At 66.7% G+C, this 13,147-nt stretch carries 13 protein-coding genes; 5 read left to right on the forward strand and 8 right to left on the reverse strand.

What is annotated here, in order from left to right:
• The first annotated feature begins 27 nt into the window (after positions 1 to 27).
• Positions 28 to 594: a hypothetical protein gene (locus tag ACOGI8_RS14305; protein ID WP_419854464.1), complete on the forward strand. Its 567-nt coding sequence runs from the start codon at positions 28 to 30 to the stop codon at positions 592 to 594.
• A 60-nt stretch (positions 595 to 654) separates the two neighbouring features.
• Here ACOGI8_RS14305 and ACOGI8_RS14310 read toward each other — a convergent pair whose 3' ends face one another.
• The 4 genes from ACOGI8_RS14310 to ACOGI8_RS14325 all read right to left on the reverse strand — a co-directional run bounded on the left by ACOGI8_RS14310 (position 655) and on the right by ACOGI8_RS14325 (position 4,147).
• Positions 655 to 999 (reverse strand): DUF86 domain-containing protein, encoded by a 345-nt coding sequence (locus ACOGI8_RS14310; RefSeq protein WP_419854465.1) that lies wholly within the window; start codon positions 997 to 999, stop codon positions 655 to 657.
• On the reverse strand, positions 996 to 1,286 hold the full coding sequence (locus tag ACOGI8_RS14315; RefSeq protein ID WP_419854466.1) for a nucleotidyltransferase family protein: 291 nt from the start codon (positions 1,284 to 1,286) through the stop codon (positions 996 to 998). The genes ACOGI8_RS14310 and ACOGI8_RS14315 overlap by 4 nt, the downstream gene beginning before the upstream one ends.
• 128 nt (positions 1,287 to 1,414) lie before the next feature.
• Positions 1,415 to 2,578, reverse strand: coding sequence for a pyridoxal phosphate-dependent aminotransferase (locus tag ACOGI8_RS14320; protein ID WP_419854467.1), 1,164 nt, complete (start codon positions 2,576 to 2,578; stop codon positions 1,415 to 1,417).
• Between the two features lie 18 nt (positions 2,579 to 2,596).
• Entirely contained in the window at positions 2,597 to 4,147 is a 1,551-nt protein-coding gene (locus tag ACOGI8_RS14325; protein WP_419854468.1) for a hypothetical protein, read from the reverse strand.
• 208 nt (positions 4,148 to 4,355) lie between these two features.
• Here ACOGI8_RS14325 and ACOGI8_RS14330 point away from each other — a divergent pair, with 208 nt between their 5' ends.
• Positions 4,356 to 5,567 (forward strand): nitroreductase family protein, encoded by a 1,212-nt coding sequence (locus ACOGI8_RS14330; protein WP_419854469.1) that lies wholly within the window; start codon positions 4,356 to 4,358, stop codon positions 5,565 to 5,567.
• Positions 5,564 to 6,505 carry a tRNA glutamyl-Q(34) synthetase GluQRS gene (gene gluQRS, locus ACOGI8_RS14335; RefSeq protein WP_419854470.1) on the forward strand — a complete coding sequence of 314 codons (942 nt, stop codon included), beginning with the start codon at positions 5,564 to 5,566 and terminating at the stop codon, positions 6,503 to 6,505. The genes ACOGI8_RS14330 and gluQRS overlap by 4 nt, the downstream gene beginning before the upstream one ends.
• 38 nt (positions 6,506 to 6,543) lie before the next feature.
• On the opposite strand, the gene ACOGI8_RS14340 is transcribed toward gluQRS, so the two are convergent.
• The 4 genes from ACOGI8_RS14340 to ACOGI8_RS14355 all read right to left on the reverse strand — a co-directional run bounded on the left by ACOGI8_RS14340 (position 6,544) and on the right by ACOGI8_RS14355 (position 12,317).
• The gene (locus tag ACOGI8_RS14340; protein WP_419854471.1) at positions 6,544 to 9,003 is read right to left on the reverse strand and encodes an FtsX-like permease family protein; all 2,460 of its coding nucleotides are present in this window, start codon (positions 9,001 to 9,003) and stop codon (positions 6,544 to 6,546) included.
• 10 nt (positions 9,004 to 9,013) lie between these two features.
• Positions 9,014 to 9,715, reverse strand: a complete 702-nt coding sequence (locus ACOGI8_RS14345; RefSeq protein ID WP_419854472.1) for an ABC transporter ATP-binding protein — start codon at positions 9,713 to 9,715, stop codon at positions 9,014 to 9,016.
• Between the two features lie 140 nt (positions 9,716 to 9,855).
• Complete coding sequence (locus ACOGI8_RS14350) at positions 9,856 to 11,436, reverse strand: acyl-CoA carboxylase subunit beta (RefSeq protein WP_419854473.1); 1,581 nt, start codon at positions 11,434 to 11,436, stop codon at positions 9,856 to 9,858.
• 29 nt (positions 11,437 to 11,465) lie between these two features.
• Complete coding sequence (locus ACOGI8_RS14355) at positions 11,466 to 12,317, reverse strand: LLM class F420-dependent oxidoreductase (RefSeq protein WP_419854474.1); 852 nt, start codon at positions 12,315 to 12,317, stop codon at positions 11,466 to 11,468.
• A 124-nt stretch (positions 12,318 to 12,441) separates the two neighbouring features.
• Between ACOGI8_RS14355 and ACOGI8_RS14360 the strand changes: the two genes are divergently transcribed.
• Positions 12,442 to 12,648: a type II toxin-antitoxin system HicA family toxin gene (locus ACOGI8_RS14360; protein ID WP_419854475.1), complete on the forward strand. Its 207-nt coding sequence runs from the start codon at positions 12,442 to 12,444 to the stop codon at positions 12,646 to 12,648.
• Positions 12,649 to 12,661: 13 nt separating this feature from the next.
• Positions 12,662 to 13,141, forward strand: a complete 480-nt coding sequence (locus ACOGI8_RS14365; protein ID WP_419854476.1) for a type II toxin-antitoxin system HicB family antitoxin — start codon at positions 12,662 to 12,664, stop codon at positions 13,139 to 13,141.
• Positions 13,142 to 13,147: the final 6 nt, after the last annotated feature.

A 13,147-nucleotide genomic window follows, 5' to 3' on the forward strand; every position in this document is an offset into this window, starting at 1 on the left:
GCCGGCCGCCGGGCGGTTGCGGTGGCGATGGCGTTCAAAGTGGCGCTGGCCCTGTGCTTCGTAGTGGCCATTGCCGTGCCGCTCGATCACCTCGAAGGCAAGGGAATGGCGTTCCGGTTCCCGCTGTTCATGCTGTCGGCACTGGTGGTGCCGCTCGCATGGCGTGGACGGTTCCGGCCCTACCCAGCGACTGCCGATGTATTGATCGTGGCCCCGTTCCTGATCGACACGCTCGGCAACCTGGCATACGTCTACGACACGTTCGACGCCACCGACGATGTGCTCCACACGCTGAACTGGATCCTGCTCGTCGGCGCGTTTCACGCCTGGCGCTACCGCCGCGGCGGCGCCGCAAATCGCCTGTCACGACGCGACGCCTGGCTGCTCGGCGCCGGCCTCGGAGCACTCGCCATCGTGGGCTGGGAAGCGGCCGAGTGGATAGTTGCCGAGACGGGCGCAGGCGGCGGCCTCGACCTCACCTACGACGACACCGTCGCCGACCTCGTCCTGTCCACCACCGGCGGCATGATCGGCTCCGCCCTCGCCGTCACCGTCTTCCCGTCCCGACGCGCTAGAAGGGCGAACCATGCCTGAGCCGATCATTGACGAACACATCGACTGCGGCCACCGGACAGAACTCTCCAAGGGCGAGTGTCAGGCACCGGGTTCTTGGTCCCTGTAGTCGGCCAAGTCCGACAAGAGCTGGGGAATCCTGTTTTCGACGACATTCCAGACTCGGTCGCGGTGCAGCCTGAAGTACTCGTGCGAGATGACGCTGCGGAGACCCTTCGCCTGCCGAATCGGCAACTTGTCGTCGTCTCCGAAGAAGTCCGTCGACAAATTGGCCATCGCTTCGCCGATGATCTCGAGTTGTCTCTCAGCGGCGCTCTGGAGAATCCAGCTTCGGTCGTATTCTGCGCGCCCCAGCGCCGCAATCTCGACCAGCTTGTCGCACGCATCGAGAATGTCGTGAACACGCTCGGTGTCGCTGCGGGTCACAGGGGAATTGCGTCCTCGAACATTCCTCGGTGGCTCTCGCGCACTGCCGAAGAATCAACAACATCCACATGCTGGCCGAGCAATTCGGTCAGATCCACTTGAAGACCCGCAATGTCGAACAGATCGGCGTCGTCGTCGAATTCGACGAGGAAGTCGTAGTCGCTGCGGTCGCTGTCCTCGTTTCGAGCTACTGAGCCAACCAACGATATGGACCGTGCCTTGGCGCGTTCCGCGGCGACTCGGATCGCTGTCCGATGAGTCTCGAGCACCGCGTCGCGACGGTTCACGTTCTCGACTGTACCGGTGCGATTGCAGACGATCGCTCGCGGCCGAAGCAGCTCAAGGCATCTCCCCTACTCGAGATGGTCGAGTCCGGTGCGCCGTGACGCAACGAGCCCGCCATCGTGCAGGTCGGTCAAGACAGGATGCGGAGGCGCTCTATGGCAGCGTCGAGGACGTCGTGCTGTTTGCAGAACGCGAAGCGCACGAGGTGGCGGCCCTCGTGGACGTTGTCGTACATGACGACATTCGGCACTGCTGCGACGCCGATCCGGTCTGGCAGGCCCCAACAGAACTCGATGCCGTCGTCATGCCCGATCGAGCGAATGTCGGCGGTGATGAAGTAGGTGCCGGACGGCTCGAATACCTCGAGGCCTGTCGAGCGCAGGCCCTCCGACAGCCGGTCCCGCTTGGCGCGCAGATCCTCGGCTTGGGCTGTGAAGTAGTCGTCGCCGAGATCCAGCCCGGCGGCGATGGCATGCTGAAACGGTCCGCCGCTGACATAGGTCAGCCATTGCTTGGCCGTGCGCACAGCCGCCACCAGCTCCGGGCGGGCGCAGACCCAGCCGATCTTCCAGCCGGTGACAGCGAAGGTCTTGCCGCCGCTGGAGATCGTGACTGTGCGGTCGGCCATGCCGGGCAGCGTCGCGATGGGGATGTGCTCGCCGTCGAACACCAAGTGCTCGTACACCTCGTCGGTGACCACGATGAGATCTCGCTCGATGGCCACTGCCGCGATGGCTTCGAGCTCGGCCCGGCTGAACACCTTGCCGGTCGGGTTGTGCGGGCTGTTGAGCACCAGCATTCGCGTGCGCGGCGTCACTGCCGCTGCCAACTCGTCGGGATCGAACCCGTAGTCGGGCGGGCGAAGCGTGACCACCTTCCGCACGGCACCTGCCATGGAGATCACAGCGCCGTAGAGGTCGTACCACGGCTCGAACGTGAGCACGTCGTCGCCCACCTCGGTCAGCGCCAGGATGCTCGCGGCCAAAGCCTCGCTCGCACCCGCCGTGATGAGCACCTCGCTGTCGGGGTCGACATCCATGCCCCAGAACCGCTTCTGGTGCCGGGCCACCGCATGGCGCAGCTCAGCGATACCGATGCCCGGCGGGTATTGGTTCGCGGTACCGCTGCGAATCGCTGCGACTGCTGCTTCGAGCACCTCGGTCGGCCCGTCGGTGTCGGGGAAGCCTTGGCCAAGGTTGATGGCACCAGTGCGAACCGCCAGCGCCGACATCTCGGCGAAGATCGTCGACTGGTAGCCCTGCAGGCGCGAACTCAAATACGGCAGCCGTGCCATGTCGCGGAGGCTACGCGGCTACTGGTACGAGACGAACAACGGCGACGGTGTCTGGGCCAGCACTTGTGCTGCGGTGGGCGTGGGGAAGTCTTCGTCGTAGAAGTTCTTCCAGCCCCAGTAGAAGCGATGGGCGTCTGGCTCGCCGGTCAACGCATTCCATGTGCTGTATTTCGTGTTGATCGGACCCTGCCCGTCCATGTGGATCATCACTGCGAGTTCCGCTGGGGTCTCGACGAGCTCGCGGTTGGTGATCATTGAGAAGCGGAATTGGTGCAGAATCAACAGCTTCTGAGGCAGGGCTTCTTCACGGACGAGGCCGGCCAGCCACCGGACGACCTGATTGATCTCGGCAGCATCGACCGTTCCGATCTGCTGCAGATGCACCTCGCCGGGCCGCAATCGCCATTCGGGGTCGAGCGCCAGACCGACATACGGCAGCCGCAGGAACTCTTCATAGTGCTTGGCCTGCGTCAGGAAGTCGGTTCGGCCCGACTGCAGGTCGAGCACCACGTACATGTCGTTGGCAGCCGCCGCTTCGATCCAGGGCCTGATGTCGTCGAGCGCGGTCTCGTTGGAGTAATCGCCGTCGCGGCCAGCTCGGGCGGAGGCAACGGTGGCGATGATCTCGAACGCGAGCACTACGTCCGACCCGTCAGCGTCGTAGCCCTCCGCGATGGTGGCCAGGCGCGCCACGCCCTCGGTTGGGTTCTGCTCTCCGAGCACCCCGAGCTGCGACGTCGACGGGTGGCCGTACATGGCCACCAGACGGCGAGCGCGACCGGGCTCGAACATGAGCAGGCCGCCGCCGGGCACTTCGTCGCCGCGACGGACGACTTCCAGCTGCCACGCTGCGTCGGGGCCAAGGTCCACTTGCAACTCCACCTGCGCAGCGTCGCGCAGCATGGCGCGAGCGGCCCCAGGCAGGGCCCGCAAGTCGTCGCCCACGGCCACGGTCAACGCTGCTGCGTCGATCTGGCTCCCGAGGGCCCCGAACACCGCAGCTTGCTCTGCATTGCCGACGATCCACACCCGCTCGGGGGGAGCATCTCGATGCGGCAGGGCTGCGGTTGGATTGACGGGAACCCACTCGATGTCGAAGCCGGGGAGCCGTTGGGAGAGACGTTGCTCGTTGAATCCCGCCGCCACGATCCGCTCCGGGGCGAGACGCTGTATTTCTGTCATCGGCTCAGCTGCCGACCACGACTCGATCAGCAGCAGCGGTCCGTCAATCCCGCGTGCGACCAGCGTGAGGATCGCCTCGGAATCATCGGCGAACGCCAAGCCGATCTCGTCGACGCAGTCGTAGAGCGCACGTGATACCTGGACGCTCGCGAGCACAGCTCCAGCGGTGCCGATTGCCAGGTCGTCCGCTGCGGCCCGCGGCGAACAGTCGCGAACGGTCGTCGCAGGCGCAGGCGGCTCGGACGACTCCGGCACCCGGGTCGCGGTCGTCTCGGCAGCCGCGCCGCCCTCCGCTTCCGCCGTGCCGGTCCCGATCGGCTCAGATGTCTCCAGCGTCTCCAAACCGATGCGAGTACACGCGCCCACGGCGACAACGGCAAGCAACATGGCCGCGCCCAGCCTGAGCAGCCGAGCAGCCTCCCGGACGGAAGCAGGTCGACGGTGCGAGCCCGTGAGCATGGGGAGGCGCAAGATCGCGGGGTATCAGAGAGTCCGACGCACGGCAGACACGCAAGAGAGCACTTGCGCAGTACCGGGCGAGAGTGCAGCCGTCACGGCCCCGGAAACTAGTGATTGCGGCGGCAATACTGGCGGCATGCCGACACCAGAGCTGAACTCCCATGTGCCCGCCCGCTACGACACCGCCGCTGTCGACCTCGCATCGGTCGACGGCGTGCTGTCGACCACCCGCTCGGTGCGGTTGCGGCTCGATCTGGAACGCGAGGTCCCCCACGACCTCGTGCTCGACTGCATCGACGTCGCCGAGCAGGGTCCCGGCGGCGGCAACCAGGCCAGCCGGCGATGGCTGCTGATCCGTGATCCCCAGCAGCGCCAGGCCATCGGCGATATGTACAACTCCGTCGTCGGTGCGTTCATGAAGCGGGGGCGCGACGCGACAGCGGGAACCGGACACCCGATGGAGCAGGTGATGAAGTCGGCGTTCCACCTCGCGGAACATCTCGCCGAGGTGCCGGTGATCGTCATTCCGTGCGTCTGGGGAGTCCACGACGACAGCGGCAAGCCGGGCCTGTTCGACTCGGTGCTGCAGTCGGCATGGAGCTTCTGCCTCGCGGCGCGGGCTCGGGGCCTCGCCACCGCCTGGACCACGGCGATCCTCAACAAGGAAGACGAGCTGCGCGAGGTGCTCGGCATCCCCGAGGGCGTCACGCCGGTGGCACTGCTGCCGCTGGCCTATGCGAAGGGCACTGAGTTCGGCTCGGTGCCACGCCGGCGCGCCAACGAGATCGCGTACGTGGACGGCTGGGGTCGCACCTGGGAGGCACGAGGCGACGAGACGGCCGCCCGGACACTGAGCGAGGGCCCCGGCGCCACGGTCGAAGTCGACATCGATGCACCAGCCGAACGCGTCTGGGAGATCGTCAGCGACATCAACGCTGGGGCCGATTTCTCCGAGGAATTCGTGCGCGCCGAGTGGGCCCCGGGCTACGACGGGCCGGCCGCCGGCGCCAAGTTCATCGGCCACAACCAGCACCCCGCCATCGGCGAGTGGAATATCGATCTCACTGTCACCGAATACGAGCCGAACGTGCTGTTCGGCTGGGCGACCGGCGAGACCGAAGAGGTAGCCGGCGCCCGGTGGCGCTACGAGATCGACGTATTGCACGGCCAGCGCTGCCGCCTGCGCCACACCGTGCGCATCGGTCCCGGTGAATCCGGCCTCTCGGTGGCAATCACGGCGATGCCCGACAAGGAGCCTCGCATCCTGTCCCGACGCCAGGACGAGCATCTGGCGAACATGGCGCGCTGCGTTGAGGGCATCAAGGCGCTCGCCGAGGGCAGCGCTTGACAAGAAATCCGACAGTTGGTCGCTGGGCCCCGAGCCCGACGGGCGACCTGCACCTCGGCAACCTCCGCACAGCGCTGCTGGCTTGGCTGTTCGCCCGCTCGGCCGGCGGACGGTTCCTGTGGCGGTTCGAAGATCTCGACGGTGCCGTGCGACCGCAGTTCTACGACTCGCAACTGCGCGACGTGGCCGCGCTCGGGCTCGATTGGGACGGCGAGCCAGTCCGCCAGAGCGACCGCCTGGACCTCTACCGCGACGCCATTGCCGACCTGCGCCGGCGCGACCTCACCTACGAGTGCTTCTGCACCCGGCGTGAGATCGCCGAAGCCGCGGCGGCCCCGCATGGACCGTCACCTGAAGGCGCCTACCCCGGAACCTGCCGACGCCTGACACCGGCTGAGCGAGCGCAACGACGCAGCAGTGGCCGACCGCCAGCGCTGCGGCTGCGAGTGGGCTCGGACGGCCCCGAGCCCACCGAGGTGACCGTTGTCGACCGCCAGCTCGGCACCTACACCGGCATCGTCGACGACTTCGTGATCCAGCGCGGCGACGACACCCCCGCCTACAACCTCGCGGTCGTCGTGGACGACGCCGCACAGGGCGTGAATCAGGTCGTGCGCGGCGACGACCTGCTGCCGTCCACGCCGCGCCAGGTGCATCTGGCGCGCCTGCTCGGACTTGATGCTCCGTCCTTCGCCCATGTGCCGCTGGTGCTCGGCCCGGAGGGTCGCCGCCTGGCCAAGCGGGACGGCGCCGTCACCTTGCGAGATCGGTTGGCACTCGGCGAGACGCCGGTCGACGTGGTCAACCTGCTGCTGTCGAACCTCGGACTCGACCCGGTCACGAGCCTCGATGATCTCGCTGAAACAACGCAGCGCTTCAACCCCCTGGTTCTGCCAAGGCAACCGTGGGTGCATGCGCCGGTGGACTCGGCAACCTGAAGGGCTCCGCCAGTGCGAGGGCCGAGCGTTGAGCGGTGCTACTCCATCACCCGCAGCTGGCCCGGGATGAACATCTTCTTCAGCTTGCGGCCGGGGAACAAAGGCGCTAGCGCGATTGCGGCCAGCGCTACCACGAACGACGCCGCCATCTCCCACCAGCGCACCGACACGATCATGCCGACATCGGGCACAGCCGTCGGCATCTGGAACAACGCCATCCACAGCAACAGTGCGTACCCGAACAGACCGCCGAGCACCACGGCAACCACGCCCAGCAGCAGCCCCTCCACCGAGAGGTTCGCGATCACCCGCCGCACGGGTATGCCGTAGGCGAACATCGTGGCGTGATCGCGGGAGCGCTCGTCCACATTGATGTTGGCGGTGTTGAACGCGATCAGCATCACCAGGAAGATGACGAATATTCGCGTGATGACGAACACGCCGCTGGACTGCTCCAGCGAATCCTCCAAGGACTGGAACGTCTCGTTCAACCCCTGCACCAGTGCCACGCCCGTGCCGCTGCCGAAGAGCGCTCGCTTCACGTCGTTCAGGCTGCTGCCGTCTGCCGGCACGCCGGTCACGATGTTGGCCAGATCGCCGAAGCCCCAGGTGGACGCCTGCGAGAGATCCATGTAGGCGTTGAGCCGCAGCGGATGCGGATGGATCGCCGCGACGGGCAGGCTGCGGGTGCTGTAAGTGAACGCCCCATCGACGAGCGCCGGATGCGTCACGATGACGTCATCGCCGACCCCCACACCGAAGTCACGAGCGGCCTTGTCGGCGAGCACGATGCCTGGCGATCCCCGCGACAGCGCTCCCTCCGTCGCAGTCGGCGTCCACACGGTGCTGCCGAAATCGACGAAACGGACCGCGAGATCCAGCCGGATCGGATCGTCGATGCCTTCGTCGATGCCATCTGACGTAGCGGCGCCGACATTTGCCCCAAGCACCATCGCCGGCTCGCCGAGTTGCACCGTGGGGTCGTTGAGCACGTTCTGGACCTGCGGCCCCTCGACCGGGTAGAAGGAATCCAGCTGCACCGTGAAGCGGTCAGGCTCACCGCCGAGCAGTTCTTCGTTGCCGTCGTCGAGCGTGGCCGTGAAGGTGCTGCCCAGCCCCAGCATGGCGAACATGATCGCGAGGCTCATGGTGAAGGTCAGCAGCGTCAGGAACGTCCGGCGAGGGGCCCTCATGAGGTTCCGGAACGGCATCCGCTCAAGGCTGCGGCCCGGCAACGGGATGCGGCTGATGATGGGCCCCAGACTGCCGCCCCGAGATGCCAGATGACTCGAGCGAATCGCGTCCACCGGCCGCACCCTGACGGCTCGCAGGACGGGCCAGAGCACGGCAAGCACCGGCACTGCGAATCCGAGCGCCATGGCCTGCGCGTAGATGCCTGCCTGGAAGGGCTGCTCGAAGATCGGCAGCCACGCCACCTCCTGCACGACGCTCACCGTCTGGAAGGCGATCGCGTAGCCCACGGCGACGCCCAGGATCATGCCGAGAATGCCGATCTGCAGGCCGATCAGCAACGGCCGGATGACGATCGACCGGGGACGCTCCCCGATCGCCATGGAGTTGCCGATCTCGCGCCGCTGCGACTCGACCATCCGCGCCGAGAAGTTCAGCGCGGCGAACGCAGCTCCGGCGAAGAGCAGGAGCGAGATGGCGTTGTAGATGCCCTGGTCGATCTCCGGCGAGCCGGTCAGGCCGATGTACGACGGCGTCGCCTCTCGGGTGAGGACATCGAGCAGCACGCCATTCTGCGACGCTGCGGCCTCGATGAGCTGCCCGGTCACCGCCGCGGCATCGGCGCCGGGCTCGAGGGTCAGCACAAGATCGTTGACAACGCCAGGTCGGCCCGAGATGTCCTGCGCCGCGGCCAGCGGGGTGAACAGCACCGCCAGGTTGGACTTGCCGAGCGATCCGTTCCCTTCGATGATCAGGAAGAACTCGGGTGACACGGCCTGGCCGACATAGTCCACACCGATGTCGCCGCCGACAGTCAGCGTGCCGTCCCTCGGCAGGTCCCAGAAGGTCGCGAATCCCCGGTTGACCAGCACCTGCGGTGTTGCGCTGTTCGAGACCGGCCTCGCTGCGTCATCGATCAGGTAGACGTCGTTGACGACGGGCTCGCTCCCCGACAGGTCCATGCCGACGATGCGCCCGTGCGCCAGCACTTCATCGCCGTCGACGACGGTCTCGACCTGGGTGTCGAACAGCAGGCGTTCGTTGTAGCGGTCGATGCCGTCGATCTCGCTGGCAATGCGAGCCAGCGAGCCGGCCGGCACGTCGCCGCCCTCGCCGACCGTCGCCCGCAGGTCGTACATGCTGGTGGCCTCGAGGCTCTTGTCGATGGAGATGAGCCTCCATTGCGTCACGCTCGAGAGCCCCGCGTAGAGCCCGATGCCGATCGCCAGTGTGAAGCCGATGGCGACGATCTGGATCCAGCGTTTCCGCGCGTCCCGCAGGGACCACCGCAGCCGGAACAACCACATGGGGGCGGGCCTACCAGTGCAGTTCGGACAGCGGAGTCTTGCCGCCCTCTGGCGGGCCGTCGCTGATGATGTTCCCGCTGCTCATCTCGACGACCCGGTCGGCCATCCTGGATATCTCGCGATTGTGGGTCACCACCAGCACAGCCCTGTCCTGGTTGGCCTGCTCGGCCAGCAGTTCGAGAATCTGAGCACCTGTCTTGAAGTCGAGCTCGCCTGTCGGCTCGTCGGCCAGCAACACCGGATTGCCGGTGGCAAGCGCCCGGGCGATGGCGACCCGCTGCTGCTCGCCGCCCGACAGCTCGTGGGGGAAGTGGCCGAGCCGGTGGCCCAGCCCGACCGAATCCAAGATGTCGGCCGGGTCAGCGGAACCGCTGCGGCCCGAGACATCCATGCCGAACTCCACGTTCTCGGTTGCAGTCAGCCCGGGGAACAGGTTGAAGCTCTGGAAGATGAAGCTGACGGTTTCGCGCCGCAGCGCAAAGAGCTCGCTCGTGCTCGATGACGTGAGGTCACGGCCCCCAACCGTCACCTTGCCCGACGACGGCGTGTCCAGCGCCCCGATGATGTTGAGCGTCGTGGTCTTGCCGCTGCCCGATGCACCCAGCACCACCACGAACTCGCCCGCGTCGACGTGCAGGTCGATGCCGGCCAGCGCTGTCACCAGCACAGGGCCGACTTCGTAGTGCTTGGTGACGCCCTCGAGATCGATCACGTCAGAGATCTCCCCAGTCGCTGCCGACCTCGGTAATGGTACGAACTACCGACACTCTCGACCGACATCATGGTCGCTCGGCATTGCTCCAAGACGCTACTGCTCGCTGGCTTGTCGGCAGGCTGCTCAGCCTCCGAGCCTCAGCAGCTCGGCCAGTAGCTGAGCGGTCGCTGCTCGGGCGGCGGCACCGGCCGATTGGCCAGCATCCGGATGTCGGAGATGAGCACGCTGCGGGTGTCGGCGGGGTCGATCATCTCGTCGATGCGCATGGTGCCGGCTGCCTCGAAGGGATTCGTCGCCTCAGCCACCTCGGCCACGAGCTTCAGCCGCTCGGCTTCGCGCTCGTCGGGATCGGCGATGCGCGAGAGCTTCGAGCCGAACGCCACGTTCACGCCGACTTCGGGATCCATGAAGCCGACCTCCGCACCGGGCCAGCAGTAGATGCCATGGCTCGGCATCCGGGAGCCGTTCATGGCCTGCCAGGCCATGCCGAATGCCTTGCGCAGGCACACCGTGAGCGTGGGCGCGGACGCGTTCTGCAGTGCATGCATCATGCGAATGCCCCAGTGGAGCATCAGGTCGTGCTCGACGCGCTTGCCCACCATGAAGCCCGGCACGTCCACCAGGAAGATCATGGGGATGTTGTACGAGTCGCACACGGTGGCGAGGCGGATGACCTTGTGGCAGGCCTGCGGGTCGAGGGTTCCCGCCTGGAACATCGGGTTGTTCGCGATGACGCCCACCGCATACCCGTCCAGCCGGGCGAGCGCGCACACCACGTTGCGGGCGTAATTCGGCTGCATCTCGAAAACGGAGCCGGGGTCGCAGATGCGGGCGACGACGCGTCGCATGTCGTAGCCGCGGGTGCGCCGGGCCGGAACCATGCGGGCCAGCTCGGGATCGGGCCCGTCGCCGCCGCGTGGCTCGGCCCGTGGCGCTGGCTGCCAGGCATTCGAGGGCATGTACGACAGCCACCGCCGGATGGCCTCGTACCCCTCCTCGTCGGTGTCGACGCCGAGATCGATCTGCCCGGTGATGCGAGCGTGCACGTCCACGCCGCCCACGTCCTCGAATGAGATGACCTCACCGGTCGCGATCTCGAACACTTTCGGCGAGGTGACCGCCAGGCACGAGCCGCGTACCATGACGACGTAGTCGCTCATGGCCGACACGAACGACGAGCCGCCGAACGACTGGCCGCAGATCATGGTGGCCATCGGGATCCGGTGACGTCGCTGGGACATCTCGAACATGGCGCCGGGTTCGGAGATGCCCTCCGAACCCATGAGATCGGGAATGCGGCCGCCGCCGGTCTCGCCGAAGTGCACGACCGGAATGCCCATGGTGAGCGCCCGGTCGTAGAGACGGGTTTCCTTGCGGGTGCCCACGATGGAGCTCGAGCCGCGCAGCACCGTGATGTCGTCGCCGAACACTGCCACCGGTCGGCCGTCCACATTGCCGTGCCCGCCGATCTTGCCGTCACCAGGTGTGATGTCACGCATCTCAGGGCGGAGCGACCGGCTGAACGTGCCGATCTCACGGAACGAGCCGTCGTCGAGGAAGGCATCAATGTGCTGGCGGATAGTCCGGTCGCCTTCGGCTTCCATGGCGCGGACCTTCGACGCGCCGCCCATGTCGCGGCGGATCACGTCAGCTCGGGCTTGCATCTCGGCAACCCGTTGCTCGTGGCTGATCGCGTCGCCGTCTCCGTATTCAGCCATTGCTTGCCTCCTGCACTGTCATGCCTCGCTTATGCATCCGCATAGTCAGCGAGGATCTGCCCGTAGGTCTCGCCGAGCTGGGGCGGCCTGCGCCCCGGCACCATCACTTGGCTCACGCCGAGCTCGACCAGCTGATCGAGATGGGCCCGGTCGGTCCCGCCGGTAGTCCACATCTCGATGTCATTTGGGTCGCGTCCCGCGGCCTCGGCATAGCGGCGCGTCGATTCGAAGAGCCCCGCCAGCACCTCAGCAGGCCGTTCGGCCGGGAAGAACACGTCGCCCAGCTCGCCGGCGCGCCGGGCGGCGCGGTCGCTGTGGCCGCCTACCAGGATCGGCACCGGCTGCTGGATGGGCTTGGGCTGCGAGTAGACCGGGTCGAAGTCCACGAACTCGCCGTGGAACTCGGCTTCCTCTTCGGTCCACAGCACGCGCAACGCCGATATGTACTCGTCGGTGCGGGCACCCCGGCGATCGAAAGGCACGCCGAGTGCGTCGAACTCTTCGCGCAGCCATCCCACGCCGATGCCAAAGTCGAAACGACCGCCGCACAGGCGGTCGAGCGAAGCAATCTCCTTCGCCAGGATCAGGGGGTTGCGCTGGGGCAGGATGAGAATGCCGGTGGCCAGCCGGATGCGGGTGGTCACTGCGGCGGCGTACGCCAGCCAGATGAGCGGGTCTGAGTGGTCGAGCTGGCTTGCGCCCTTGAACAGGCGCCCGCCCTCGTCGTAGGGATAGGTGGAGCTGTACGACTTCGGCACCACCACATGCTCGATCGCCCACAGCGAATCGAAGCCGACTTCCTCAGCGGTCTGGGCGGTCTCCTGCGCCGCAGCGCCATCGACGTTGCCCATCAAGTTCGCGGAGATCAGGCCGAATCTCATCTGGAAGCCCCCGTCCGCCGCGCTCGGGCGGCGCGGCGGCGAACATCATGGCCGATCAGCGCCCTGCGCCGCTGACCAGAAAATCAATTGACGCAGCGAGACCCCCGCGCTGGTGTTGCCACCCGTGACCGACCAGGAATTCCTGCGCAGACTCCGCCGCTACGCTCGCAGGCGTGGGCTGCAGGTCGAGTATCTGCCCGATCGTGGCAAGGGCAGCCATGCCATGATCCGGCTCGGCGTGCGAACGACAAGCGTGCCGCGCGGGGAACTCGGCCCTGGACTGTTGCGCACGATGTTGCGGGACCTCGACATCGACAAGAAGGAGTTCTGAAGCGATGCGTTTCGTGTACCCGTGCACTATCGAGCGCGATGAGGAGGAGGCCGCTGCTACGGGACGAACTTGCTACCTCGCGGTCTTTCCCGATGTACATGCAGGGCACACAGGCGGTTGGTCGGTGGAGGAGGTGAACGGGCACCTGCGGGACTGCCTCGAGACGGCGCTGAGCTTCTGCATCGACGACGGCGAGCGCTTCCCGGCCCCGAGTGATCCCGAGCCCGGACAGGTGCTGGTCTCAGTGTCGCCCGCGGTGGCTTCGCAGTTCGCGCTCCACGAGGCCATGCTGGCTCAAGACGTCACCGCCGCCGAGTTGGCGGGCCGCATCGGCATGCGCCCTTCGCACGCCAAACGGCTCACCGACATCTACCGGCCCGCCAAGCCCGAGCAGGTCGAACGGGCCCTCGCCGCCCTCGGCCTGCAGATGATCAGCGAAGCCGCCCCGCTGGAGCAGTGGGCGCCAAGCGAGGAACCCGCGACCGTCGCCTAACGTGCG

It is taken from the genome of Candidatus Poriferisodalis sp. (genome assembly GCF_965204195.1).
Lineage (GTDB): Bacteria > Actinomycetota > Acidimicrobiia > Acidimicrobiales > Poriferisodalaceae > Poriferisodalis.

Excerpts from the sequence above, each read along its gene's own strand:
- ACOGI8_RS14305 (WP_419854464.1), top strand. The coding sequence starts at position 28 with ATGGCGTTCAAAGTGGCGCTGGCCCTGTGCTTCGTAGTGGCCATTGCC.
- ACOGI8_RS14320 (WP_419854467.1), bottom strand. The coding sequence starts at position 2,578 with ATGGCACGGCTGCCGTATTTGAGTTCGCGCCTGCAGGGCTACCAGTCG.
- ACOGI8_RS14325 (WP_419854468.1), bottom strand. The coding sequence starts at position 4,147 with ATGTTGCTTGCCGTTGTCGCCGTGGGCGCGTGTACTCGCATCGGTTTG.
- ACOGI8_RS14330 (WP_419854469.1), top strand. The coding sequence starts at position 4,356 with ATGCCGACACCAGAGCTGAACTCCCATGTGCCCGCCCGCTACGACACC.
- ACOGI8_RS14340 (WP_419854471.1), bottom strand. The coding sequence starts at position 9,003 with ATGTGGTTGTTCCGGCTGCGGTGGTCCCTGCGGGACGCGCGGAAACGC.
- ACOGI8_RS14350 (WP_419854473.1), bottom strand. The coding sequence starts at position 11,436 with ATGGCTGAATACGGAGACGGCGACGCGATCAGCCACGAGCAACGGGTT.
- ACOGI8_RS14355 (WP_419854474.1), bottom strand. The coding sequence starts at position 12,317 with ATGAGATTCGGCCTGATCTCCGCGAACTTGATGGGCAACGTCGATGGC.